Here is a 25,232-nt window from a genome sequence, read left to right on the forward strand (position 1 = left end):
CGCTCACCAGCCCATCTCCATGAAGAACAGTGCAGCGATGGCGTCTATCAGGATCACCATGAAGATTGATTGCACGACACTAGACGTCGTGTGGTCGCCTACCGACTCAGCGCTACCGGCGACCTTGAACCCTTCATGGCAGCCGATAGCGGCGATCATCACCGCGAAGAGCGGGGACTTGCTCATTCCGACAAGAAAATGGCGCACCTCGATTTTTTCCTGCACGATGGCAAGGAACTGTGCGGGAGGAATTTCCAAGCTCAGTGCGCATACGGTGGCGCCGCCCGCAATGCCAGCCAAGATGCCTACTAAGGTGAGCAGTGGCAAGGACACAAGAAGCGCCAGCACGCGTGGCAGCACCAGTAACTCGATGGGGTCGAGCGCGTTGGAGCGAAGCGCATCGATCTCTTCATTTGCCTTCATCGAACCGATTTGGGCGGTGTACGCGCTTGCGGTACGGCCTGCAATCAATATGGCCGGGAGCAGCACTCCGAACTCGCGCATGAACGAGAAGGCGACCAGATGCACCGAGAAGATGCTCGCACCGAAGTTGGCCAGCACCGTTGCTCCCAGGAACGCCACCACCATTCCTACCATGAAGCTCAGTAGCGCCACGATGGGAATGGCGTCCACCGCTGATCGCTGGATTTGAGCGATCACCGAGGTCGCGCGCCAGCGACGCGGGTGACGAACGGTACGGCTCCATGTTTCGATGATCTGGCCCACGAACCCGGCCAGACCAAGACACGCACGACAGCCCTGTTCCAAGGTCAGGCCTATGCGTCCCAGACCGCGGAGCAGAGGATTCCCGCTCACCGCTGCTTTCTCCGTCTTCTGCTGATCGGTAGCAGCGGCGGCCAGCGCTCTCATTAGGGCGAGGCGATCCGAGGACAGATTTGGAGCTGCCTCCGGCCGGTCGAGTATCGAGTCTGGCCCGAGAATTTCCACCAGCAGAGCCGCGCCGGCGGTGTCCAGTCTCTGGACTTGCGTCCAGTCGAGTAAGGGAGTGGCGTACCCCTCGGCATGACTGATGCGGGCGGCGGACACGGATTTTGCCAGACTGGCGTAGTGCTCTATCGTCCAGTCGCCACCCGCCAGCCATTTGTGATCACCGCCGACCATGGCATCCTGCCGGAGCCAAGCCTGTGAAGCGTTGCTCATGGCTGCGTGTCCCGCCAAGCGCTGTCGATGCGCTCGATGCAGTTCGTGATCGCCGCTTTGGCATGACCCAGCAATGTGTACGAACCGGCGAACTCTTTAATGACGTTGCCGCGCTCGAAGCAACTGGCGGCAGCAACCCGGCGTCCCGTCCTTAAATCGACTGCTTCGAACTCTAGGCTGGCACCACCCGTCGTCACGGGTCCAACCAGCAGGGTCGTCATTGCATTGACTGCCCGATTCGGTGTCTGCAGTTCGGTGACCGCTACACGCACCCGAACCTGTCCCGCGCCACCTGGGGGGGCGGGACTTTTGCCTTCCTGGCGTTTCAGTTCGCTCGTCACATGGTCTAGCACTTCGCGCTGCTGCGCGTCATCGAGCCCATCGATGCGACCCGAGGCGGTCTTGATCTGCGCTTCTTCCACCACGACAGCGGCATAACGCTTGGGCTCGAATCCCGCTGCGCGGTACATCAGTACGTTCTCGTATCGTGTCGGCGATAACTTCTCGTAGTCGCCGAGAAATCCGGAGCGCGTCATGCTGTTGGTCGCGCATCCAGAGAGCGCGCCTGCTACGCAAAAAAAGATGCCGCCGCGGATCAATGCAGTTTTGCTCTTCATAATGGGTCTCCTTGATCAAACGAAACTAAGACAGGCAATGCCTGCTGCGATGAGGGCGGTGCCAGACCAGCGCGTTACCGATGCGACATCGCCTAGTAGGAGGGCGCCGACGCCCAAGTTTCCAAGTAGCCCGATTCCTGCCCAGGCTGCAGAGGCCGCGCTGATCGGAATCCGCTTGAGCGCGAACCACAAAAGTGCGCCGCTGGCCGCCATGCACGTCACTGCCACACAGAGGCCGACCCAGCGCATCGGACCGCCCGCCGTGATGGCCCGCAGGCCCAGTGGATAGCCCGCTCCTAGAACCCCTGCGGCAATGACAATCGACCAGGATTTCCAGATCAGCGGATGGGTGCTGAATCGCATAAGCCTAGCGAGACATACGCATGAAGCGTGGGTGCATACGAATTCTGAGAATGCGCAGCACGCGGCGGCTCGCAAGAGACTCATGAGCGATCTCCATGCGCGGTGGCGACACTCAGGTTCCACGGCCCAATTCGCTTGATTCCAAACAGGACTTCGTAAAGCAGCGGAATCAAGCCCAACGTCACCAGCGTTCCGAGTGCCAGCCCACCGATCATCGCGATCGCCATCCCTTTCCATAATGGTCCGGAGAAGAGCATGAGTGGCACCAGTCCCGAAATGCAGGTGACCTTGGTCATCACGATTGGACGAAGCCGTTGTATCGCGGCCCCAACCAAGGCTTCATGGCGTGGCAGGCCTTCCGCTAGCCCCTGGTCGATGCGTTCCAGCAAGAGCACGGCGTTGTTGACAATGATCCCGAACAGGGCCAGTACGCCGAAGGTCGCCATGAAGCTGAAAGGTGTGCCGGTCAGCTTCAGAGCCAATACCACGCCGATAAGCGTGAAAGGGATCGTCGCGAGGATCACACCGAGCTTGCGGAAAGAATTGAACTGCCATACGAACAGCATCAGCATCGCCAGAAATGCGAGGGGCATGTAGGTCGACAGCGCGGCGTTCGATTCGGCGGCTTCCTCGATCTCGCCGCCAAGTTCAACCGAGTAGCCCGCGGGCAGGTCCAGGGCAGCGACGCTAGGCGCCAGGCGGTTGATGATCTCCTGGGCGGTGTAAGAGGTGTTCTGTCCTTGCACGGTGATCGTGCGGATGAGATTGCGCCGTTGGATGACCGAGGGCTCGCTCGCGAGCGATACGTCTGCGACCTGAGCCAGCGTCACCGCTGGACCGCCGTTGGTGGGATAGATGAGCGTCGCGCCTACGTCTGCCGTGCTGCGACGCTCGCTTACGATACTGCGCAGGACGATCGGGACGGAGGTGTCACCGTCGCGAATAACCGAGATCGATCTGCCGCTGTAGCGGACATCCAGCCCGCCAGCGATGTCTTCAGTCGTCACGCCCGCCCGACGCGCGCGGTCCTGGTCGACCCGTACGTCGATGCGGCCAACGCGCGTATCCCAATCGTTCTTGACGTTGATGGTGCCGGGCAGCTTGCGCAGCGCTGCTTCGATTTTGGACGCGGCCCCCAACAATACCTCCTCATCCGGACCGCTGACGCGATAAATGGCAGTCCCTGACTCGGTCGCACCGAGCGAGAAACGCTTGGGCTCGGCGCGCACGTCGCCATGTGCTTGCGCAAAGTAGCTGCGGGTGCGGGCGAGGACGGCGTCGATGTCGCTCTTCGGCTTCAATGTGACAACGAAGTACGCGATGTTCGATGCCGGCAGTGGTGGATTCAGGCTAAGGATGAAGCGCGGGCCACCATCGGCGACGTAGCCGATGTGATCGGAGACTTCTGGATTGATGTTCGTGTCGCCCAGCCAACCACTGATCTGCTTCACGCGGGCGAGCGTTTCGCGCGAGTCGGTACCGGGGGCGAGCTGCACCGGAATCTGGAACTGAAGCCGGTCGGACTTGGGCATGAAATCGTACGGCAGGGTGGTGAAGCCATACAGCGCAATGGCAAGCGCCGCGATCATCGACGCTACATAGACCGCCTTATGGTGGAGCACCCACTCCAGTACGCGCCGGTAGCCACGGTAGAAGCGGGTGTCATAGGCGTCGCCCTGCTCCTGCTTGTGATGGGGTTTGGCGAAGTGGTAGCACAATAGGGGCGTGACAGTCAGGCACAGCAGCCACGAAGCGAACAACGTCAGTGCCAGCACGACCACGAGATTGTGCAGATACTCGCTCGTGGCGTTCTGGCCAAAAAAGAACGGCGAGAACACGATCACGATCACGAGCGAGGACGTGAGCAGCGGAATGGCGAGCGTGCGGCCCGCCTCGAGGCAGGCATGCTTACGATCTTCGCCACCGGCCAGGCGGCGTTCGATGTCTTCGGCAATCACAATGCCGTTGTCCACCAACAAGCCGAGCGCAATGATGATGGCGCCCATCGAGACGTTCTGAAGCTCGATGTTCATCGCGCGCATGACGATGAGTGCACTGAGGATCGTCAACGGCACGATCATGCCCACGATGATCCCGGTGCGCCAACCGAGAAATAGCACGACGACACCGAGGACGACGATGATCGTCTCCATCATGACGTGGTTCATTTTGCCCATCTCGTGCTTGACGACATCGGCCTGGAAAGTGACGTATGACAGATCGAAACCCGCCGGCAGCAGCTTCTCCTGGTCTGCAACCCGTGCTTTGAGCGCTTTTCCGAACTGCTCCACGTTCTGACCGGAGGCCATCGAAACCGCCATGACGACAGCGGGCTGGCCTTTGTAGATGGCAGCAGATTCCGGCGGATCGGCTGGCCGCACACTCACCTGCGCCAGTTCACCCAATGCGATCGTCGGCACGGGCGCCGTACTACTTTGCGGTCGTGGCAGCGCGATCGGCATTGCTCGCAGGGAGGGAGCGTCACGCACTTCGCCACTGACCGCCAAGGTTGCATTGATGCCGCCGACAACAATTTGTCCACCCGAAGCGACGACGTTCTGTTTGACGAGTTGGTCGATCACCCCCTGTGGTGTCAGCTCCAATCGCGCGAGCCTAGGCCGATCGAATTCGAGATAGACGCGCTCTTCCTGCAGGCCGTAGAAAGTGATGCGCTCAATACCAGGCACGGTGTACAGGCGGTCGCGCATCTGCTTGAGCGCGACGCGCATCTCGCTCATGGAGTAACCTGGTGCAGTGACCGCAATCGAGGCAACCGCGACGCGGCCGAAGTCTTCGTCGACGAAAGGCCCCATCGTGCTCTGTGGTAAGGCATCCTTCGAATCGGCGACCTTGGCCCGGACGCGCTGCCAGATCGGTGCCAAGTCGGTGTAGCGGTCCCAGATCGTGACCTGGATCATGGCGCTGCCTGCGCGCACGGTGCTCGTCACGCGCTTGACCTCTGCCAGTTCGCGCAAGCGCTCCTCGATCGGCCGGGCAATGAGTTGCTCAACGCGTTCGGCGGGCAGCCCCGGGTTCAACGCCGTGACCATCGCATCGCGGACCGTGACAGTCGGCTCCTCCTGAGAAGGAAAATTCAGGAAGGTCGCGATGCCGGCGACGAAAATGATGAGCGCTACAAAGTAGGTAAGTCGACTGGCGCGCAGCGCCATCTCGGTGATCTTCATGATGAAGTAACCTGGTGGATCGCGTTAGCGCTTGGTCAATTGAGTGGTGGCTTCCAGTGGTGTCACTGGCTGTCCATCGGTGAGCCATCCTCCTCCGGCGGCAACCACCGTCTCGCCGGGCTTGAGTCCAGCGAGGACGCGCGCGCTGTCTCCTTCCTGTACCGGCGTGAAGCGCACCGCGCGACGGTGCACCTTCTTATCTTCAGGGGTGTAGACGAAGACGGAAGCCTCGCCCGGCTTCGTGCCGAGCACCAGCGAGGCATAAGGTATGGATACAGTCTCGGGCCGAGAGGTCTTGGAGGTTGCCGCAGGTGCGTCGAGCACGACCTGTACGGGAATACCTGGCCGAAGTGCGCGCGCTTGCGCGTTATCTTCAGGCACTAGCACCACGGGTAGGAGCGAGCCATTTTCGGCGCGCAGACCGACACGACGTACCACCGCTCGGATTGGTTGTTCGGCTCCGCTCCAGCTCAGTTCTGCGCGTTGGCCGACATCTATGTGAGGTGCCTGTGTAGTAGACGCGTTCGCGATGATCTCAGTGCCACTGCGCACGCCGTCGACCTGAAATACCGGCGCACCAGCAGCAATGTCGGTGAACGCCAAAGCCAGCTTTTCCGCCACGACACCATCGAAAGGAGCGACGATCATCGTGCCACGTTGTGCTCGTTCGGCCAGGCCAAGCGCCGCCTTGGCAGTGCGCGCTTGACCCTCTGCGACCGCTAGCTGCGCCTTCGCGCTCTCGAACGCAGCAGGGGAGATGACTTCGCTTTCGAGCAACCGGCGCTGTTGATCTGTCTGTACACGTCGATCCATCAGGCCGGCTTCGGCGGCCGCCAGGGATGCTTGCGCTTGTGTCACGCGAAGCCGGTCAGGTTGCGCATCAAGTTCTGCCAGGACTTGGCCGCGGGAGAACCGTTCACCCACGTCGACGTTCAACTTGGCGATCCGTCCTCCTGTTTCAAATCCTAGGATGCTGCGCTCGGTTGCTCGCGCCGAGCCAGTCAATTCGATGCGAGAGCTATGCGGGAGATCCGACTGCGCGGCGGCGAGCTTCACTGCGCGCGGAGGCTCGGATACGGTGGATTGCGAGTTTCCGCACCCTGAGAGCAGAGTCGAAATGGATAGTGTGCAAGCAACCGCCAAGGAGCGCGGTGCGCACGCGGTCATGACACCGCTACGGACGCGACTCATGTGCGTCCTTTTGCCGGGACAAGTTCGAGATGGCCCGAGGCGAGATCCTGGAGCGCCCGAAAGAAATGCCGCCGCTCTGCGGGTGCGAGTATTGGCAAACCCAGAAGATCGGCGAACAGGGCGCCATCCAATGCCAGCATGATGAGTGCCGCGGTCTCGGTGCCACGCGGGGATCGACGCACGCGTTCGTACTGCACGCGGTAACACTCGCGCAGTGGGTCGAGAAGTGTTGGATCTTCCGCAGCTGCCGCGAGCAGCGCTGCGCCCATCTTCTGCATCTCGTCGTCGGGCATCGCTTCCACCTGGCTCGACAGCCAGGGGTCCGGATCTCCGGCAAACCTGCGCTCGTGATTGGCTTGTACCGCGTCGAACGCCCGGATCATCTCGTCGATCAGTGTCACGAACAAATCGCGTTTGGTCTTGAAGTGATAGAGAAACGCCCCTTTGCTCAACCCGGCCCGCACAACGACGGCGTCCAGTGTCAAGCGACTGGCACCTTCCTCCAGCACCAGTTCGCGGGCGGCCTGCAGGATGCGGTCGCGAGTTCGCTGGGCTCCTTGCTGGAGGCCGGGCTGCGCATCGGCGCTGCTATGGGCAGTGGACGGGGGGGGCAACTTTGTTTTAGCGCGGGGCGGCATGGTCGTGCTCCAAAAAAGCTTGAGTCATATACAGTCCAGACGGTATAGTAGAAGCCATACAACAGTCCGTCAAGACTTTTTCGGAGCGCAAGGAGCTGCCATGTCTCAAATTCTTGAACGCTATCGCCTCATTGCCATGATTTCTCCGCTACTGCTTCTTGCGGCCTGCAGCCATGCCCCGCACTCTGCCGATCCACCTCGCCTGGATGTACCGGCCCATTTCTCAAATGAAGAGGGAGGTGAAGGCATCTTGGACAAATCGTCCCGCCGTACTCTTCCCGTCGATTGGTGGACGGCCTACGGCGATCCGCACCTCAATGCCTTGGTCCGGGCGGCGCTGGAGCGCAATACCGAACTGACGATTGCGCGAGCGCGCGTGGACGAGGCATCGGCCGCCACGCGGCGAGCACGGGCCTCCCTGCTCCCCTCGTTGTCCGCGGGCACGCAGGCAACTCGAGGACGCGACTATTCAGAGAACGTTGCAATCGGCAATGATGGCCGCGCCACGTTGTCCGCATCGTGGGAGGCAGACCTGTCGGGACGGCTTTCGCAGGCAGCAGAAGGTGCGCGCCTGGATGCGGTGGCAGCCGAACAAGCGTGGGTTGCCACGCGGTGGCAGGTCGCGTTTGAAACAGTGTCGGCGGCTGTGCAGCAGCGCCAAGCCAGTGAGCTCGAAGCGCTAGCCGCGGCGCGGCTGGCATCCGCAGAACGACTCGTCTTGCTGATGCAACGGAAGTTCGAGGCCGGACAAGCTACCGGCTTCGACATCGAGCGTACCCGCGCCGGCGTCGTCGCACTGCGCGTGGAGCAAGAGCAACTGCGGCGTGCGCGCGGCGAGGCGACGCATGCACTCGATGTACTAGTGGGACAAACGCCCGGAGCGCCTGCAGCTTCCCCAACTCTTGCGTCGCTCGCCGTCCCGGACTGGACACCGACACGCATACCTGCGGACCTGCTGAGTGAGCGGCCCGACGTGCGCGCCGCCGAAGCGAAGTTCGCCGCCGAAACCGCGCGCTGGAACGCAGCCGAAGGCGAACGCTTCCCCAGGCTGGTGTTGGACCTGAGCGGCGGACGGCAGCGCGTAGAGAGTGTGGGAACCCGCATCACTGGAAACATTTTTTCACTTGGGGCCGGGGTGTCGTTGCCGATCTTCGATGGTGGCGCGATCCGTGCCGGCATCGAGACCGGAGAGGCGCGCAGCCGAGCTGCCCGTGCGGAGTTCGAGCGCACTTTGTTGAGTGCTTTGCAGGACGTAGAGAACGCATATCTCGGTTGGCATACGCAGCACGCAGCACTGGAGCATCAGGCCGAGGGTGTCGCAGTCGCGGAGCGTCAGCTCGATCGCAGCCGACGTCTGTTCGAGGCGGGACAAGTGGACGCCACGGTGGTGGCCGAGGCTGAGGCCGGGGTGCTGTCAGCGCAGGCTTCGCTGATCCGCACGCGGGCCGAGACAGCCATGCAATGGGGCGTCCTGGCAAAAGCATTATCCGGCTCTCCTGTTTGATCGCAGAAACATGCTGGAGCAGCTTGCGAAGGCTAGCTAAATAGCGTGACGCAAGGCGAAGGTGGTGAGGCCTGAGTGATGAGGAATGCGAACATGGAAATTCGACACCTGCGCTACTTTCTGGCGGTGGCAGAGGAGCTGCACTTTGCCCGAGCCGCAGAGCGCCTCCACATAGAGACATCGCCGCTGTCGCGCGCCATCAAGGAACTTGAGGAAGAGTTGGGCGTAGCGCTATTTGCGAGAACCACTCGGAGCACCCGCTTGACTCGTGCGGGCAGGCTCTTCTTTGAGAGCGTGCCGCGTGTCTTCGCAGCTTTGCAGCAGGCGCGCGACAGTGTGAACGCCGCAGCCAATGGCTTTCATTGCCAGCTCCGTATTGCATTGTCTGATGGAATCACGCCATCGCGCCTGCCTGCGTTGTTGGCGCTCTGCCGGCAGGAAGAGCCGGAAGTGGAAGTTCGCTTCTTCGAGGTGCCTTTGGCACAGCAAATCAAGGGATTGTGTGGCGAACTGTACGATCTCGGCTTCGCTCAATCGGATGAAGTCGGCGAAGGCATCATCGCCGTGCCGGTGTGGAGTGACCCTCTGATGGTAGCTGTGCCCGCACGGCACCCCTTGCTATCCCACAAACAGATTCCCCTAGAAGAGCTGTTGCGGTATCCGCTGGTGCTCTGCGACGCGGTGGCGTGTGAGGGCCATGCTCGGCAAGTTGAACGGGTGCTACGTCGCGTGGACATAGAGCCACTGATTGCCGAACGCGTGACTTCCAGCGATCTAATGATGGTCCTGGTTTCGGCGGGACTTGCACTAGGCCTCACAGGAGGCGCGCATATCACAGCCAGCAGGGAACAGGGGGTGGTCGCACGGCCGCTGACTGGACGTTCGCCAATGCTCACGACCTATCTACTACGGCCGGCCAGCGAGCCGTCAGAAATGCTGACTCGCTTCATGGAACGCGTTCATTCGATCAAATCTCCAGATGCCAAAGGTCGGCGGTAAACCATCACACAATCTCCCAAAGAAAATTAACCATGAAGAAGATTGCTCTCATATTGCTTTCCTCGACATTGGCAGCCTGCAGCCCATCTGGGAAACCAGATAAAGCCAACCTTCCGACAGTCGATGAATTAGCGCTCAATCCTGAGCGTCTGAAAGAGTTGCGCAAGCAATGCAAGTTGGATCGACCAATGCTGGGCGACCAACTATGTAACCGGGTTGCCGAGGCTACGCGAAAGCGCTTTTACGAAGATGGCGATGTGCCCCACACCACGCCTAAAGAGCCGCCGAAGTTCTAAGCTGGTGGTCATGCCGGAGTATGTATGCCGGATATGAAAAATTTGAAGGAGAATCGCAATGGGTTGGATCTATCTTGTTTTGGCTGGATTGTTTGAAATCGGATGGCCGGTCGGGCTGAAAATGGCGCAAGAGCCAACATCGCGTTGGAGTGGGGTCGCAGTAGCCGTCTCTTTCATGACAATTAGCGGCGCCTTCCTATGGCTTGCTCAGCGTCAGATACCGATTGGGACTGCTTATGCGGTGTGGACGGGTATCGGAGCGGCGGGAACTTTCTTAGTCGGAATTCATTTCTATGGCGACCCAACCTCCCTGATGCGATACCTTGGCGTGGCGTTGATCATCCTGGGCGTTATCACGCTCAAGTTATCGAGTTGATCGCTAGCTCCATTGGTAGCGTAGTCGCTAGGCGACCCAGCTCCCAGAGTGGATCGGGCGCTGGGAACTCGTACGGTCACCTCCTCTCTCTAGTCGCTATGTGACGAGCTTGCCGGCGCCTCGGGAGAGTTCGAGCCAGTGCGCGTAAGGCGGTGGGAGCACCCATTCCGGGTGGCTCCACCTTCAGTGCCTGCGCCAAGGTGACCTGAGTACGAACTTTGTAGCCAGTCAGGCAGTGAGTTCGGAGGGGATGCTATCGGATTGGATCCAGTTGCGCCGGATCGTCGCCGGCGGTTTGTAAGCATGCGCGCTATGCGGCCGCTGCTCGTTGTAGAACTGTCGCCAACGTTCGATCAGCACCTTCGCTTCGGTCCGACTGCGGAACCATTCGCGGTTGAGCAGTTCGTCGCCCATCGTTGCCTGCGAAGTCAGGACCAGCAGAATCCTGAGGGGAGTTCTCATCATGGTTTTCTCCGTTCAGACGCTTGGGATCAAGCGGCCGGAGACCACTACGCCTGCTTGGCTTTGCGCGCTGCCTCGACCAAGCTGTCGAGCCAGTCCTGATGGCCGTTGATCATCGGGTTGGGTTTGGCGTTGTGCAGCTCCTCGGCCGGTTTGCCCTTCTGAGTTTCCTGCGTGAGGATGCGCACGCGCCTGCCGTCCAGGTTCTCAACCAGCCAGGCGTGATGCACATCCAGGCGCGTATCTGTGCCTTCCTCGCCGGACCAGCCGTGCCAGGCCACGCGGCCGGGTTGCCCATCCGCAGGTGGCACGTATTCGTTGCACTGCCCCTCTACCGGGAAGCCGAAGGTCTCGAAGTAAAACCGATCGCCGTCGGCCAGTACCGGGCCTTTGCCGTCATGAAAGCACACGTTAGCCGAGTTGGCGTAGTAGCTTGGCCACAGCGATGGTGTGACGAGTAGAGGCCATACGTCGGCCGCGCTCAAGCCGGCGGCGATGATCTCATTGGAGGCGAAATTCTCAGTAAAGCCCGGCGTGTAGCCTTCGGGCCAGAGGATGGCGTTCTGTTGCTTGCTCATATCGAAGCTCCTTCACAAAATGTCGATGACGCAACAGGGGTGGCTGCGTCATTCAAGTGGTCATGGAGCAAATCATGAGCCTCCATCTGCAATAAGTGAAATCCTAAGTTTCTATTTTTGATATCATAAAATATGATATCAAGGCCTAGGTTCTGCCATCCACCGACTAGGCTATCTCGCAGCGGCGCTACGAAAGGGCGCGTCTCCAATTGAGCCGACTGATTGCTTATTTGTAGTGCGAGGTAGAGTTGTGCTGAGCATGACGATAGGAGCGATCTTGCCTACTTGTTGTTAGCACAGGAAGTGAACAGCAGTGCTCGTATCCAGCGATGTGCTGGATCGTGATGGGTGCGTTCGTGCCAAGCAGCCGTCTTGGTGAACCCCGGTATCTTCACCGGCGGCAGGGAGATAGCCAGCTTGTCCATACCGGCGACCAAGCGGCTCGGCAAGATCGCAACCATGTCACTGGCACGCAGGATGTCTGGCAAGATCAGAAAGCTCTTGACCGACAGTGTGACGCTGCGTCGTTTGCCCAACTGTTCTAGCGCATCGTCGGTGACGCCGCGGAAACCTCCACCATCGTAGGAAACAAGCGCATGGTCGAGAGCACAGAACTGTTTAACGGTCAGCTTGCGCCCCATAGCCGCAGGATGGTCTTCCCGCAGGACACACACATAGTGTTCCTTGAACAGCTCTCGGGCATGCAGATTTGGCGGAGTGATCTCTGGCGTCAGGAGGGCTAAATCGATCTGACCGCGCTCAAGCTGGTTCTGTAGCTGCCCGCTCTCGACTGGCACTAATGAGACTCGTACACGCGGTGCGTGCCGTTTAAGTGCCGATAGAAATGGGACAGCAACGGCACGCAGCGCATAGTCCGTCGCGGCGATGGAGAAGGTCAGTTGTGCGGTGGCCGGATTGAAGGAAGGTGGCTGGAGCAGCGCGTCGATTTCGGCGAGCACCTGCTTGACAGGCATCCCTAGATCCAGCGCCCGCTGCGTTGGAACGATACCCCGCTGCGAGCGCGCGAAAAGCGGGTCACCGAAGCTCTCGCGCAACCGCGTCAGCATGCCACTCAAGGCCGGCTGGGTTAGTCCCAGACGGGCCGCCGCCCGTGTCACATTGCGTTCGTCTAACAATGCGTCCAGCGCCTTGAGCAAGTTGAGATCCATACTCTTGATATTTTTCATTTTTATTCCAATCTTAAATATCATCGTTTTTCATGATATCTAAATATTGCCTATGAGTGGAAGCAAGGCCCATTGACGGCTTTTTTTGGGTAACTTGCTTGGAACTCTGTATGCGCCGCAGTGCGCTTTCGCTTGCGGCGCTTTTCTTTGACTCGCCACCGCGCTCATTCTTTCTTTTCCCTCGACCATTGTGCTGCGAACGGTCTTTGACCGGCACTAGCCCGGATTTCTCATGAGGCCGGCAGGCGTGGCCGGTGAAGCCTCGGCGTATCAACAACCTGCCTTCCACCGCTAAAAATTGATCGTTTTTTATTCAATTCCCGCGTATGGGGCGCACTGCCCCCTTTCCCCCATTGAGCCGGGCCGGGGGCGCCCGCCTGTTCAGGTCGGCTTGAGGCGGGCAACCAGCCCCGCAAAGAGTTCCTGATGCGGATAGGCCTCGCTGATCAGCACGCGGATGCGCCGGCTGTTGCGAATGATCACCGCACCGATCTTGAGCAGTTTCAAGCGCAGGTTATGGATGCTCATGCGCGCCAATGCGGTGCCCTGGAGATGATCGCGTAGCCGTTCGAACAGCACATAGGCAAAGGCCGACAGCATCAGCCGCCACTGGTTGGTCCACCAGCGTGGGCTGGAGGTGCGGTCGGCGAACAGATCCAACTGTTGGTCCTTGATCCGATTCTCCATGTCGCCACGGCCGCAGTAGTCTTCGTAGTACTGCTGGGCAGCATCCTCGGCAAAGCGGGACACGACGATGAAGCGTGGATTGGCACCCTGCTCGCCATGTTCCAGGCGCGACACGACCAGGCGGCGCCTACGCCAACTACCGGCCTGATAGAGGAAGCGATACACGCCGGACATCTTCTGCCCGGTTTCTTGGTAGGCCTCGGCGACCGCTTGCATGGCCGGCGCCGCCATCCGCTGCAGGCGGGTGTTGCGGGCCAGACCCACCACATAATCCACCTGCTTGCGGTCACACCAGTCGAGCATGCGATGTCGGCAAAAACCGCCGTCACCGCGGAACACGATGCGGGTCTCTGGCCAGAAGCGGCGAATGAACTTGACCAGCAGTGCCAGGATGGCCCAACTGTGTCGGGCGCCATCGATGTTGCTCGGGCGCAAATAGCTCACCAGCAGATGGCGACCACAGAACACATAGAGCGGCAGGAAGCAGTAATGGTCGTAATAGCCATGGAAGAAGCGCCCTTCCTGATCTCCATGCACCGGCACATCGGTCGCATCGAAGTCGAGCACGATCTCAGCCGGCGCCTGGTCATGCTGGGCGATGAAGTGCTCCCACAGCAGGCGATGGGCTTGCACCACCGTTTCGCGATCGGCTTGCTGTTCCAGGCGCCCCAGAGTGGATTTGCCGGCCAGCGGTTGCAGGCGGTTGACCGCAGTCTGCAGCGCGTAGTCATGGCGCAGGCCGTCATGATCGTTGAGATCCTCGTAGCCGGCGGCCAGTGCATAGATACGCTGGGCGAGCAGTGTCTGCAGTCCATGCTGGACACGCCCAGGATCACGCCGATCGGGAACGATTTTGGCCAGGCGGCGGGTCAAGCCATGTTGCCGGTCGACCTCGCGCAGCAGCAACAAGCCCGCATCCGAGGTGATGTGACCACCGGTGAAAGAGGCCTCGACGAGGCGGCGAGAGAGGGGTGAAAAGTGGAGTTTTTCTGGTAGCATTTTGTGCGCGGCTGAAGACTTATGGGGCTTTGTTTGGCGACAAGAATCATAAGGCTTTCAGCCGTTTTTGTTTATGCGGTCATGAGAAATCCGGGCTAGCCCAGAACCGATCCTGACGCCTGCGACACCCCCTGTGCAACGCTTTCAATGAGACACCAGCGCAGGAGAAATCGGAGGACAGGTCATGCAAGGGACGAACGTTCTGTTCGGCCAGATCGCTGTGGTAATCGGCATCGTGATCGCCGGCGTCTGGGGCGCCACACAATGGACAGCAGCGACCCTTGGCTATCAAGTACGCCTCGGATCGCCCTGGTTCGATCTTCTAGGTGTACCGGTTTATCACCCGTGGCGCTTGTTCGAATGGTGGTTCTTCTTTGATGCCTACGCGCCGCACGTCTTCGACACAGGCGGTGCGATTGCGGGTGGTAGCGGTTTGTTCGCTTTACTCGTCGCCATCGCCATGTCGGTATGGCGTTCTCGGCAGTCGCGGCTGGTTACGACTTATGGTTCGGCACGCTGGGCCGATGCCGTCGACATCCGCAAAGCTGGACTGACCCTCCCGGCGGGCGTCTTCCTCGGCCAACACGACGACCAATACCTCCGACATGAGGGGCCGGAACATGTCCTGAGCTTCGCACCCACGCGCTCGGGCAAGGGCGTGGGCTTGGTGGTGCCTACGTTGCTTTCGTGGCCGGCGTCCGCCGTCATTCACGACATTAAGGGAGAGAACTGGAAGATCACGGCGGGCTGGCGTTCGCGCTTTTCGCACTGCCTGCTTTTCAACCCCACCGATAGGCAGTCGGCCGCCTACAACCCGCTGCTTGAAGTCCGGCGCGGCGCACATGAAGTGCGCGACGTGCAGAACATCGCCGACATTCTGGTTGACCCTGAAGGTGCGTTAGAGAAGCGCAATCATTGGGAGAAGACCAGCCACGCGCTACTGGTCGGTGCAATCTTGCATGTTCTGTACGCAGGCGAGGACAAGACGCTGCGCGGCGTCGCCAACTTCCTCAGCGACCCGGCGTGTCCGTTCGAGCTGACGCTGCACCGGATGATGACGACGAAGCACCTGGGCGATGCGCCTCACCCGGTTGTCGCATCCGCTGCCCGCGAAGTGCTCAACAAGTCGGACAACGAGCGATCGGGCGTGCTCTCCACCGCCATGTCGTTTCTCGGCCTGTACCGCGACCCGACCGTGGCCGAAGTCACATCGCGCTGCGATTGGCGCATCGCCGACCTGATTTCCGCCGAGCACCCGGTATCGCTCTATCTGGTGGTGCCGCCCTCCGACATAAGCCGCACCAAGCCGCTGATCCGGCTCATCTTGAACCAGATCGGGCGGCGGCTGACCGAATCGCTCGACGGCAGCGATGGCATCGCGCGCCGGCACAAGCTGCTGCTGATGCTGGACGAGTTTCCGGCGCTGGGTCGCCTCGATTTTTTCGAGTCCGCGCTTGCCTTCATGGCCGGCTACGGCATCCGCAGCTTTCTCATCGCTCAAAGCCTGAACCAGATCGACAAGGCGTATGGGCAGAACCATTCCATCCTCGACAACTGCCATGTCCGGGTGACTTTCGCCACCAACGACGAAAGGACGGCGAAAAGGATTTCCGAAACCCTCGGCACCGCCACCGAGCTTCGCGCGCAGCGCAACTACGCGGGCCACCGCCTCGCTCCGTGGCTGGGGCACCTGATGGTGTCGCGTCAGGAAACTGCACGTCCGCTGCTGACGCCCGGCGAGGTGATGCAGCTTCCACCTGAGGACGCCGTAGTCATGGTGTCCAGCGTTGCCCCGATCCGCGCGAAGAAGCTGCGTTACTACGTCGACGCCAATTTCAAGGATCGCGTCCTGCCACCGCCCGTGCTCGCAGTCGGGAGGTACGCCGACGCGCCGCCAGCCCGCCCCGACGACTGGAGCGGCTTGGCGATCCCGGCCGTACCTACGGCGCCGACCTCGGTATCCGCCGATGGTCCGGGCGGCACCGATGACGGCGGCCCGCGCCGCCAGCTCGAACTCTCCGAAACCGTCGCCTACGAGCCCGAGTTGGACGCGTGTGCGAACGACCTGGAGCTGCTCGATGACGACGACCTGGCGCTCCCGCTTCCCGGCCAGCTCGACCCGGCCATGCAGCGCACGGCCCGGCTGGCTTCTCTCGACCCCAACGACGGAATCGACCTATGAGCCAATACCGCCTCAATCTTTTCATCCAGCCCGAGCACGCCAAGCGCCTGGATGAACTTGCCGCCAAGAAAGGCGTGTCCAAGTCCTCCATCGTCGCAGCGGCCTTGGCGTCCTGGCTGTCACCCGATGCGGGCGACCAGCGTGAGGCCGCCATTGCCAAGCGGCTGGATCGACTGTCGCGGCAGACCGAACGCATGGAGCGCGACCAGAACATCCAGATCGAAACGCTGGCGCTGTTCATCCGCTATTTCTTGACCATCAGCACGCCGGTGCCAGAAGCCCACAAGGACGCGGCCCGCGCCCAGGGCAAAGCGCGCTTCGAGCAGTTCGTCGAGCAGTTGGGTCGCCACCTGCTGCGTGGCCGCAGTCTGGTGCGCGACGTGGTGGAGGAACTGCACCCCGATCCGATGCGGATGGATGACGCAGCAGCGATGGCGTCCGCCGATGAGCGAGCTGCAGAGCGTGCGTCATGAGTGCCGTTCCGCAGATTCCGCCTGAATCTCGCTCATCCGCCGCGGCGTCCCAGGATCGCCGCATCCAGATGCTGCGCACGGCGATGGGGCCGCTGATCGCCGCTGCGCTCGAAGATCCGGATGTTGTGGAAATCATGCTCAACCCCGATCGCACCCTGTGGGTGGATCGGCTGTCGTCGGGTCGCTCGCCGCTGGGCGTGGAGATGCCCGAGGCCGATGGTGAACGCATCATCCGCCTGGTCGCCGCGCATGTCGGCGCGGAGGTGCATCGCGGCCAGCCGCTCTTGACCGCCGAGTTGCCGGAAACCGGCGAGCGTTTCGAGGGCATCCTGCCTCCGGCCGCCCCGGGGCCAGCCTTCGCGCTACGCAAGCGGGCCGTGAGCATCATCGGCCTGGATCGCTACGTGGCCGACGGCATCCTGACCGCCGGGCAGGCCGAGTTCCTGCGCCGCGCCGTGCGCGAGCGGCAGAACATCCTGATCGCCGGCGGCACCAGCACCGGCAAGACCACGCTGGCGAACGCGCTGCTGGCCGAGATCGCCGCCACAGGCGACCGCGTGCTGGTGCTCGAAGACACCATCGAGCTGCAATGCGCGGCCCGCGACCATGTGCCGCTGCGCACCCGCGCCGGCGTCGTCACAATGACCGAGCTGGTGCGGGCCACGATGCGCCTGCGGCCTGACCGCGTGATCGTCGGCGAAGTGCGTGGCGGCGAAGCCCTGGACTTGGTGAAGGTCTGGGGCACCGGCCACCCCGGCGGCATTGCCACCATCCATGCCGGCTCCGCCTTGGGCGCACTGCTGCGTCTGGAGCAACTGATCCTCGAAGTGGCAGTGAATCCGCCCCGCGCCCTGATCGCCGAGGCGGTCAACGTGGTGATTCACATCGCAGGCCGTGGCCGCAAACGTCACGTCGAAACCATCTCCCGTGTCGTCGGCTTCGACGGTGCGGGCTATCGCCTGACAGATGCGCTGGAAACGCCGTTTCCCGAGCTGCCGCCGGTTCCTCTTGCAGCCGCTGCCGCTGCGCCTTCCTCGACCCCTGACCAACCTGGAGAACTGCCATGACGCACGTTGATGCTTTCCGTCTTTCCGTAAATCCTATTTCTCGCCTGTCCAGCATGGCGCGGCTGCGCCACCTGGCCCGTCCCGCAGGGCAAGGGCTGCTGCTGGCCGCGCTGATGCTGTTGCTGGCGGGCACGGCGCAGGCCGCCGGTTCCTCGATGCCGTGGGAAGGGCCGCTGACCTCCATCCTCGAATCCATCCAAGGGCCAGTCGCCCGGATCGTGGCGGTGATCATCATCATCTCGACGGGGCTTGCGCTGGCGTTCGGTGATACCAGCGGCGGCTTTCGCAAGCTGATCCAGATCGTGTTCGGCCTGTCCATCGCGTTCGCCGCGTCCTCGTTCTTCCTGTCGTTCTTCAGCTTCTCCGGAGGGGCCGTCGTATGAGTAAGGCCACCGATCTTCCGGGCTTTGAAGTGCCGCTGCATCGCTCGCTGACCGAGCCGATCCTGCTGGGCGGTGCGCCGCGCACCGTGGCGATTGCCAACGGCACGCTAGCCGCCGCCGTCGGGCTGGGCCTGCAACTGTGGATTCCCGGCGTGGTGCTCTGGATCGTCGGCCACTCGCTGGCCGTATGGGGTGCGCGCGTCGATCCGCAGTTCATGCAGGTCTTCGCGCGGCATATCAAACACCGCCCGCTTCTGGACGTGTGAGGGGAGGACGCCATGCTGAACCTTGCCGAATATCGTCAGCGCCCGGCCTTGCTTGCCGACTGGCTGCCCTGGGCCGGGCTGGTCGCGCCGGGCGTTGTGCTGAACAAAGATGGTTCGTTTCAACGCACGTTCCAGTTTCGCGGCCCCGACTTGGACAGTGCGACACAGGGCGAGCTGATTGCCACGTCGGCGCGGCAGAACAACGCGCTTCGCCGTACCGGGTCTGGCTGGGCCTTCTATATCGAGGCCGAGCGGATGCGGGCATCGAGCTATCCGCAATCCTCCTTTCCCGAACCACTGTCCTGGCTGGTGGATGAGGAGCGACGCGCGGCGTTCGAGGAGTCGGATGGCCATTTCGAGAGCGTCTATCACTTCACGTTGCAACACCTACCGCCGCAAGAGTCTCGCGCCCGTGCGGCTGGGATGCTGTACGAGAACCGGCCCACTGAGGGTGTGGACTGGCGTGGTCGGCTTGATTCCTTCGTGGCAGAGACCGATCGCGTGTTCGACCTGCTCGATGGTGTGATGCCGGAGATTGCCTGGCTGGACGATAGCCAGACGCTGACCTACCTGCATGCCACAGTCTCCACGCGGCGCTATCGCGTCGGCGTGCCCGACGTGCCGTTCCATATCGACGCACTGCTGGCCGATGCCGCGCTGGTCGGCGGCCTGGCGCCCATGCTGGGCGATCAGCACCTGCGCGTGGTGTCGGTACGAGGCTTCCCGACCTCGACCTGGCCGGGGATCTTGGACGACCTCAACCGCCTGGGCTTTGCGTATCGCTGGAGTACGCGCTTCCTGTGCCTGGACAAAGCCGAGGCGGAACGGGAATTGGGGCGCTTGCGGCGCCAATGGTTCGCCAAGCGCAAGAACGTCATCGCGCTGCTGCGCGAAACGATCTTTCAGCAGGAAAGCCCGCTGGTCGATACCGATGCCAGCAACAAGGCCGCCGACGCCGATGCCGCCTTGCAGGAGCTGGGCAGCGATCAAGTCGCCTTCGGCTACCTCACCGCCACGGTGACGGTGCTCGACGCCGACCCGGCCGTGGCCGACGAGAAGCTGCGCATGGTGGAGCGCGTCATCCAGGGCCGGGGTTTCGTGACCATCCCCGAAACCCTCAACGCAGTCGATGCCTGGCTGTCGTCCGTCCCCGGCAACGCATACGCGAACGTGCGTCAGCCCATCGTTTCGACGCTGAACCTGGCGCACATGATGCCGATGTCAGCGGTATGGGCTGGGCCGGAGAAGAACGAACACCTCGATGGCCCGCCGCTGATCGTCACCCGCACCGATGGCGCGACGCCGTTCCGGCTGGTGACGCACATCGGCGACGTGGGGCACACCCTTGTCGCCGGGCCGACCGGCATGGGCAAGTCGGTGCTGCTCGCCATATTGGCCATGCAGTTCCGGCGCTACTTCGGCTCGCGGATCTTCGCCTTCGACATGGGGCGCTCGATGCGCGCCACCATCCTCGGCCTTGGCGGTGAGCACTACGACCTCGGTGCCGATGGCGGCATCGCCTTCCAGCCACTCGCGCGAATAGCCCACGAGGGCTACCGCACCTGGGCCGCCGAATGGGTGGAGGGCCGGCTGCTGCACGAAGGCGTGACGGTCGGCCCGGACGAGAAGGCTGCCATTTGGTCGGCGCTGCGAAGCCTTGCCGGTGCGCCAGTGGAGCAGCGCACCATGACCGGCTTGTCGGTGTTATTGCAGTCCAACGCGCTGCGCCAAGCGCTCGCGCCCTATGTGTTGGGCGGCGCCCACGGCAAGCTGCTGGACGCTGACCACGACCGGCTGGGCATGGCCGACGTGCAGGGCTTTGAGATGGAAGAACTGATGCACAGCCCCGCCGCCGTGCAAGCAGTGCTGCGCTACCTGTTCGCCCGCTTCGACGAACGTTTTGACGGCGCGCCCACGCTGCTGATCCTCGATGAAGCGTGGCTGTTCCTCGATGAGCCGTCCTTCGCGGCCCGCATCCGGCAATGGCTCAAGACGCTCAGAAAAAAGAACGTCAGCGTCATCTTTGCCACGCAGTCGCTGGCCGACATCAAGGACTCGACCATCGCGCCAGCCATCATCGAAAGCTGCGCGAGCAGGATCTTCTTACCTAACCCGCAGGCCACCGAGCCGCAGATTCGCACGATCTACGAAGGCTTCGGCTTGAACAGCCGCCAGATTGAGATCGTGGCGACCGCACAGCCCAAGCGCGATTACTACTACCAGTCGCGCCTCGGCAATCGCCTGTTCGACCTCGACCTGGGGCCTGTCGCGCTCGCATTCGCGGGCGCATCCACCCCTCAAGACCAACGCGATATTGACCGCGTGCTGACGCAGGCCGGCGCTCCCGGCTTCGCCGGCGCGTGGCTGCGCCATCGCGGCCTCGGCTGGGCCGCCGACCTGCTGCCGTCCGCTCCGGCGGCAGCTTCCTTTCTCGCTTCTCAACCGCTGGAGGTTTCACCATGAAGACCAAGCCCCGTTTGCTCTCTGTCTCACTCGCTGCCGTGCTGTCGGTATCGCTGCTGGCCGTGCAGCCCGCATCCGCGCTGACGGTGTTCGACCCGTCCAACTTCGTGCAGAACACGCTGACCGCCGTGCGCACGCTGGAACAGATCAACAACCAGATCAACCAGCTTCAGAACGAGGCGCAGATGTTGATGAACCAGGCCAGGAACCTGGCAAATCTCGACTTCAACATCGTCAACCGCCTGCGCTCGACGCTCGCCACCACCGAGCGCCTGATCGCCGAGGCGCGCGGCTTGGCCTACGACGTGCAGAGCATGGATGCCACGTTCGCCCGCCTGTACCCGGAACAGTACGCCGCCACCATCAGCGGCGACCGCATGGCACAGGACGCCCGCGAACGCTGGCAGAACACCTTGAACGGCTTGCACACCGCGATGCGGATGCAGGCGCAGGTGTCGCAGAACCTCGCCCAAGACGAAAGCGCGCTGGCCGATCTCGTGAGCCAGAGCCAGTCGGCCACCGGCGCGCTGCAAGCGATGCAGGCGACGAACCAGCTCCTGGCTTTGCAGGCCAAGCAGTCGATCCAGGCGCAGCAGCTCCAGATCACGCAAGACCGGGCCGCTTCACTGGAACTGGCGCGGCAAGCGGCGGCTATGGAGCGCGCCCGCGAAGTGCGGCGGCGCTTTCTGGGCACCGGCACGCCGTACACGCCGCAGTCCGTCAACTTCTATAACAACTGACCGGAGGCGGCCATGCGATGCGCTTCCGTCCTGATGGCCGTGCTGCTGACCGCGTGCGGCCAGCAGCCGGCCGAGAACCTGGCCGACGCCCTGGCCGCAGATCCGGTGCGGCTCAAGGCGTTGCGCGGGCAATGCGCGGCCGACCGGCAGGCCGTGGGCGAGGATGCCTGCCGCGCCGCCGCTGAAGCCTTCCGGCGGCGCTTCTTCGCCGGCCATACCGGGCCGGATGAATACAACTCGCTGGCTGAACTCCCGCCGATTCCGCCGAGCTTCGATACGCCCGCAGATGAATTGCCAGAGGGCGCCGTTCCGCTCACTCCGCCCGAGGATTCGCCATGAACGACGTGACCATCATCGACCGTTTCCTCGATACGTTCTCGCGCTACATCGACTCGGGCTTCGGCTTATTGCAGGGCGAAGTGGCATTTCTCACCGCCACGCTCATCGTCATCGACATGACGATCGCTGGCCTGTATTGGGCCATGAGCCACGCCACCGGCCAGGGCGACGACGTGATCGCCAAGCTGCTGCGCAAGGTGCTCTGTGTCGGCGCGTTCGCCTACATCATCGGCAACTTCAACTGGCTGGCGAGCATCGTGTTCCGCTCGTTCGCCGGCTTGGGAATTACCGCTACCGGCTCGGCCATCACGATGGAGAACTTCCTTCAGCCGGGCCGGCTGGCGAAGACCGGCATCGACGCAGCCGCGCCGATTCTGGAACAGATCGGGGACATGGCTGGGTTCCCCGAGGTGTTCGTGAACATCGACCCTATCGTGGTTCTGTTCATCGCCTGGCTGGTGGTGATCCTCTGCTTCTTCGTGCTGGCCGTACAGCTTTTCATCACGCTGATCGAGTTCAAACTGACTACGCTCGCCGGCTTCGTCTTGATCCCGTTTGCACTCTGGAACAAGACCTCGTTCCTCGCGGAAAAGGTGCTAGGCAACGTGGTGTCGTCAGGCATCAAGGTCTTGGTGCTGGCCGTCATCGTCGGCATCGGTTCAGGCCTGTTCGCCGAGTTCCAGGTGCATCCCGACGAACCATCCATCGACCACGCGCTGGTCGTGATGCTGGCCTCGCTCGCGCTGCTGGCGCTGGGCATTTTCGGCCCCGGTATCGCCACCGGCCTGGTGTCCGGTGCGCCACAGCTTGGTGCGGGCGCGATGGCTGGTGCTGCGGTCGGGGCTGTCGGCACCGGCGTTGCCATCGGCGCCGCCGTAACGGGCGTGGGCGGCGCCGTCATGGCCGGGGCACGAATGGCCCCGGCGGCCGCAAAGCTGGCCGGTGCCGGTGCGCGTGCCGCGACTTCGGCGGCCGGCAGTGCCCGATCGGCGTTCCAGGCCGGTTCCGCTGCGGCCGGCGGCGGTGCCAAGGGCGCGGCGGCTGGCCTCGGCAATGTCGCCAAGACTGGCGCACAAGCCGCAGGCCGCAGCGTCACCTCTGGTGCTTCCGCTGTTGGGCAGAAGGTGGCCGACTCCTTCCGCGCTGGCTGGAACGGCACAGAAGCCGGCAGCGACGGTGCTGGCCCCGGCCAGACCGCAGACGGCACCGCAGGCTCGCAGAAGCAACAGCAACCGGCCTGGGCCAAGCGGATGCACCGCCGCCAGCAGGCTACCCATGCCGCGACCACTGCCGCCCACACGCTGCGCGGCGGCGACGGCGGCGGCTCCGGGCAAGGCCCGAGCCTGCGGGATTCCGATACCTAACCTTCAAGGAGAACACCCATGCGATTCAAACGACCGCAGGTGCGCTACGCCGATACGCCGCAGCCTGCCACCCCGTATCAAGCCGCCGCCCAGGTGTGGGACGACCGTATCGGCTCCGCCCGCGTGCAGGCGAAGAATTGGCGCCTGATGGCCTTCGGCTGCCTAGTGCTCGCGCTGTTGATGGCCGGCGGCCTGGTGTGGCGCTCGGCGCAGTCCATCGTGACGCCCTATGTCATCGAGGTCGATCAAGCCGGGCAGGTGCGCGCCGTGGGAGAGGCCGCCACGCCGTACCGGCCCGGCGACGCGCAGATCGCGCACCACCTGGCGCGCTTCGTGACGCTGGTTCGCTCGCTGTCCATCGACCCCATCGTGGTGCGGCAGAACTGGCTCGATGCCTACGACTACACCACCGACAAGGGCGCGGCGGTGCTCAACGACTACGCCCGCACCAATGACCCATTCGCCCGCATCGGCAAGGAATCGGTAACGGTGCAAATCACCAGCGTGGTTCGCGCGAGCGACACGTCTTTCAACGTGCGCTGGACAGAGCAGCGCTATGTCAACGGTGCGCCCGCCGGCACCGAACGCTGGAACGCCGTGCTTTCGACCGTCCTGCAAACCCCGCGTACTGAACAGCGCCTGCTCAAGAACCCATTGGGTATCTACGTCAACGGCCTGTCATGGAGCCGCGAACTGGATTCTTCCGAAGGAGCCAAACCATGAAACTTCGTTTCCGCCTTTACGTTGTTCCTTTGACGCTGCTGGCCCTCGCGGGCTGCGCCTCGCAGGGGAAGCCGCCGCCATCCATCTCGCTCGACGAGACGGTGCTGGCCCAGCCGTTGCCCGAACCGCCCAAGCCCGTCGAAGTCGTCGCCGTCCCTGAACCGCTGGCGCTGCCGGCGCAGTTGAAGCCCCTGCCGGAACTCGATGAGGCCCCCGTTGCGCCGGAGCCGGCCGACGAAAAGGTGCGCGTTTCCCGTGCCAATGCAGAAGCGCGTATCGCGCCTACCCGTGAGGGCTACGTCAACGCGATTCAGGTGTGGCCGTTCACCGATGGCGCGCTTTATCAGGTCTATGCGTCGCCGGGGCGCGTGACGGTGGTTTCGCTTCAACCGGGCGAGGAACTGGTAACGGTCGCCGCCGGCGATACCGTGCGCTGGATCGTGGGCGACACGTCCAGCGGCGGCGGGGCCGATCTGCGCGTCAATGTGCTGGTCAAGCCTATCCGCTCCGGTCTGAAAACCAATCTCGTCATCACCACCAGTCGGCGCACCTACCTGCTGGAGCTGACCTCGACCGAGAGGGCATGGATGGCGTCGGTGTCCTGGGACTATCCGAAAGACCGAATGCTCGCGTTGCAGCGCCAGGCGCAGGCAGCGCAGGCAACAACGCCTGTCGATACGGGCCTGTCGCTGGACAAGATCCGCTTCCGCTACGCGGTATCGGGCAGCAACCCGCCGTGGAAGCCTCTGCGCGCCTTCGATGATGGAGAGAAGGTCTATATCCAGTTCCCGCCGGGCATCGCCCAGGGCGAGCTGCCGCCGCTGTTTGTCATCGGCGCGCAGGGCGACGGGCAACTGGTGAACTACCGTTTTCGCTCGCCGTACTACGTCGTGGATCGCCTGTTCGGCGCGGCCGAACTGCGGCTGGGCGGCGATGGCGGCGACGTGGTGCGGATCGAGCGCACCGATGGTGTTGCACGGAGGAACTGA

Annotated in this window: 24 protein-coding genes and 1 pseudogene; 15 read left to right on the forward strand and 10 right to left on the reverse strand. The window is 62.6% G+C overall.

Annotated elements, in window-relative coordinates; all coding sequences use genetic code 11:
* Positions 1–3: 3 nt before the first annotated feature.
* The 6 genes from ACDI39_RS26425 to ACDI39_RS26450 form a co-directional block, all read right to left on the reverse strand.
* Entirely contained in the window at positions 4–1,161 is a 1,158-nt protein-coding gene (locus tag ACDI39_RS26425; protein WP_000063629.1) for an MlaE family ABC transporter permease, read from the reverse strand.
* Positions 1,158–1,778, reverse strand: coding sequence for a DUF3313 family protein (locus ACDI39_RS26430; RefSeq protein ID WP_000837791.1), 621 nt, complete (start codon positions 1,776–1,778; stop codon positions 1,158–1,160). Before ACDI39_RS26430 ends, ACDI39_RS26425 begins: the two co-directional genes overlap by 4 nt.
* Positions 1,779–1,793: 15 nt before the next feature.
* Positions 1,794–2,141 carry a DMT family transporter gene (locus tag ACDI39_RS26435; RefSeq protein ID WP_038421338.1) on the reverse strand — a complete coding sequence of 116 codons (348 nt, stop codon included), beginning with the start codon at positions 2,139–2,141 and terminating at the stop codon, positions 1,794–1,796.
* 80 nt (positions 2,142–2,221) lie between these two features.
* Positions 2,222–5,326 (reverse strand): efflux RND transporter permease subunit, encoded by a 3,105-nt coding sequence (locus tag ACDI39_RS26440; RefSeq protein ID WP_003092293.1) that lies wholly within the window; start codon positions 5,324–5,326, stop codon positions 2,222–2,224.
* Positions 5,327–5,350: 24 nt separating this feature from the next.
* Positions 5,351–6,517, reverse strand: coding sequence for an efflux RND transporter periplasmic adaptor subunit (locus tag ACDI39_RS26445; RefSeq protein ID WP_003092290.1), 1,167 nt, complete (start codon positions 6,515–6,517; stop codon positions 5,351–5,353).
* On the reverse strand, positions 6,514–7,155 hold the full coding sequence (locus ACDI39_RS26450) for a TetR/AcrR family transcriptional regulator (protein WP_024944154.1): 642 nt from the start codon (positions 7,153–7,155) through the stop codon (positions 6,514–6,516). Before ACDI39_RS26450 ends, ACDI39_RS26445 begins: the two co-directional genes overlap by 4 nt.
* Positions 7,156–7,255: 100 nt before the next feature.
* Here ACDI39_RS26450 and ACDI39_RS26455 point away from each other — a divergent pair, with 100 nt between their 5' ends.
* The 4 genes from ACDI39_RS26455 to ACDI39_RS26470 all read left to right on the forward strand — a co-directional run bounded on the left by ACDI39_RS26455 (position 7,256) and on the right by ACDI39_RS26470 (position 10,330).
* Positions 7,256–8,659 (forward strand): efflux transporter outer membrane subunit, encoded by a 1,404-nt coding sequence (locus ACDI39_RS26455; protein ID WP_000078291.1) that lies wholly within the window; start codon positions 7,256–7,258, stop codon positions 8,657–8,659.
* Positions 8,660–8,752: 93 nt separating this feature from the next.
* Positions 8,753–9,658: a LysR family transcriptional regulator gene (locus ACDI39_RS26460; RefSeq protein WP_000405670.1), complete on the forward strand. Its 906-nt coding sequence runs from the start codon at positions 8,753–8,755 to the stop codon at positions 9,656–9,658.
* Positions 9,659–9,690: 32 nt separating this feature from the next.
* A complete protein-coding gene (locus ACDI39_RS26465) occupies positions 9,691–9,954 on the forward strand; it encodes an EexN family lipoprotein (protein ID WP_000717310.1) in 264 nt (87 codons plus the stop codon).
* A 58-nt stretch (positions 9,955–10,012) separates the two neighbouring features.
* The gene (locus ACDI39_RS26470; RefSeq protein ID WP_000539741.1) at positions 10,013–10,330 is read left to right on the forward strand and encodes a DMT family transporter; all 318 of its coding nucleotides are present in this window, start codon (positions 10,013–10,015) and stop codon (positions 10,328–10,330) included.
* Positions 10,331–10,558: 228 nt separating this feature from the next.
* On the opposite strand, the pseudogene ACDI39_RS26475 reads toward ACDI39_RS26470, so the two are convergent.
* The 4 genes and pseudogenes from ACDI39_RS26475 to ACDI39_RS26490 form a co-directional block, all read right to left on the reverse strand.
* A pseudogene (locus ACDI39_RS26475) lies at positions 10,559–10,738 on the reverse strand (integrase core domain-containing protein); the annotation flags it as partial.
* A 101-nt stretch (positions 10,739–10,839) separates the two neighbouring features.
* On the reverse strand, positions 10,840–11,370 hold the full coding sequence (locus ACDI39_RS26480; protein WP_000043569.1) for an SRPBCC family protein: 531 nt from the start codon (positions 11,368–11,370) through the stop codon (positions 10,840–10,842).
* 281 nt (positions 11,371–11,651) lie between these two features.
* Entirely contained in the window at positions 11,652–12,557 is a 906-nt protein-coding gene (locus tag ACDI39_RS26485; RefSeq protein WP_023093368.1) for a LysR family transcriptional regulator, read from the reverse strand.
* Between the two features lie 381 nt (positions 12,558–12,938).
* Positions 12,939–14,243, reverse strand: coding sequence for an IS1380-like element ISPa33 family transposase (locus ACDI39_RS26490; protein ID WP_010793081.1), 1,305 nt, complete (start codon positions 14,241–14,243; stop codon positions 12,939–12,941).
* A gap of 184 nt (positions 14,244–14,427) precedes the next feature.
* Between ACDI39_RS26490 and ACDI39_RS26495 the strand changes: the two genes are divergently transcribed.
* The 11 genes from ACDI39_RS26495 to trbG are packed head-to-tail and all read left to right on the forward strand — an operon-like array spanning position 14,428 to position 25,232.
* The gene (locus ACDI39_RS26495) at positions 14,428–16,425 is read left to right on the forward strand and encodes a conjugal transfer protein TraG (RefSeq protein WP_001163195.1); all 1,998 of its coding nucleotides are present in this window, start codon (positions 14,428–14,430) and stop codon (positions 16,423–16,425) included.
* Complete coding sequence (locus ACDI39_RS26500) at positions 16,422–16,898, forward strand: ribbon-helix-helix protein, CopG family (RefSeq protein ID WP_000085131.1); 477 nt, start codon at positions 16,422–16,424, stop codon at positions 16,896–16,898. Before ACDI39_RS26495 ends, ACDI39_RS26500 begins: the two co-directional genes overlap by 4 nt.
* Entirely contained in the window at positions 16,895–17,965 is a 1,071-nt protein-coding gene (trbB, locus tag ACDI39_RS26505) for a P-type conjugative transfer ATPase TrbB (RefSeq protein ID WP_023093367.1), read from the forward strand. Before ACDI39_RS26500 ends, trbB begins: the two co-directional genes overlap by 4 nt.
* Positions 17,962–18,348 carry a TrbC/VirB2 family type IV secretion system protein gene (locus ACDI39_RS26510; RefSeq protein ID WP_000150010.1) on the forward strand — a complete coding sequence of 129 codons (387 nt, stop codon included), beginning with the start codon at positions 17,962–17,964 and terminating at the stop codon, positions 18,346–18,348. Before trbB ends, ACDI39_RS26510 begins: the two co-directional genes overlap by 4 nt.
* Positions 18,345–18,614, forward strand: coding sequence for a VirB3 family type IV secretion system protein (locus ACDI39_RS26515; protein WP_003092280.1), 270 nt, complete (start codon positions 18,345–18,347; stop codon positions 18,612–18,614). Before ACDI39_RS26510 ends, ACDI39_RS26515 begins: the two co-directional genes overlap by 4 nt.
* A 12-nt stretch (positions 18,615–18,626) precedes the next feature.
* Positions 18,627–21,077, forward strand: a complete 2,451-nt coding sequence (gene trbE, locus ACDI39_RS26520; protein WP_000933135.1) for a conjugal transfer protein TrbE — start codon at positions 18,627–18,629, stop codon at positions 21,075–21,077.
* On the forward strand, positions 21,074–21,817 hold the full coding sequence (gene trbJ, locus ACDI39_RS26525; RefSeq protein ID WP_003092277.1) for a P-type conjugative transfer protein TrbJ: 744 nt from the start codon (positions 21,074–21,076) through the stop codon (positions 21,815–21,817). Before trbE ends, trbJ begins: the two co-directional genes overlap by 4 nt.
* A 12-nt stretch (positions 21,818–21,829) precedes the next feature.
* The gene (locus ACDI39_RS26530; RefSeq protein WP_014603538.1) at positions 21,830–22,156 is read left to right on the forward strand and encodes a hypothetical protein; all 327 of its coding nucleotides are present in this window, start codon (positions 21,830–21,832) and stop codon (positions 22,154–22,156) included.
* On the forward strand, positions 22,153–23,520 hold the full coding sequence (gene trbL / locus ACDI39_RS26535) for a P-type conjugative transfer protein TrbL (protein WP_023093366.1): 1,368 nt from the start codon (positions 22,153–22,155) through the stop codon (positions 23,518–23,520). Before ACDI39_RS26530 ends, trbL begins: the two co-directional genes overlap by 4 nt.
* An 18-nt stretch (positions 23,521–23,538) precedes the next feature.
* On the forward strand, positions 23,539–24,243 hold the full coding sequence (gene trbF / locus ACDI39_RS26540; protein WP_001211312.1) for a conjugal transfer protein TrbF: 705 nt from the start codon (positions 23,539–23,541) through the stop codon (positions 24,241–24,243).
* Positions 24,240–25,232, forward strand: a complete 993-nt coding sequence (gene trbG, locus ACDI39_RS26545) for a P-type conjugative transfer protein TrbG (protein ID WP_000776560.1) — start codon at positions 24,240–24,242, stop codon at positions 25,230–25,232. Before trbF ends, trbG begins: the two co-directional genes overlap by 4 nt.

This window comes from Pseudomonas sp. Tun-23181 (genome assembly GCF_057415455.1).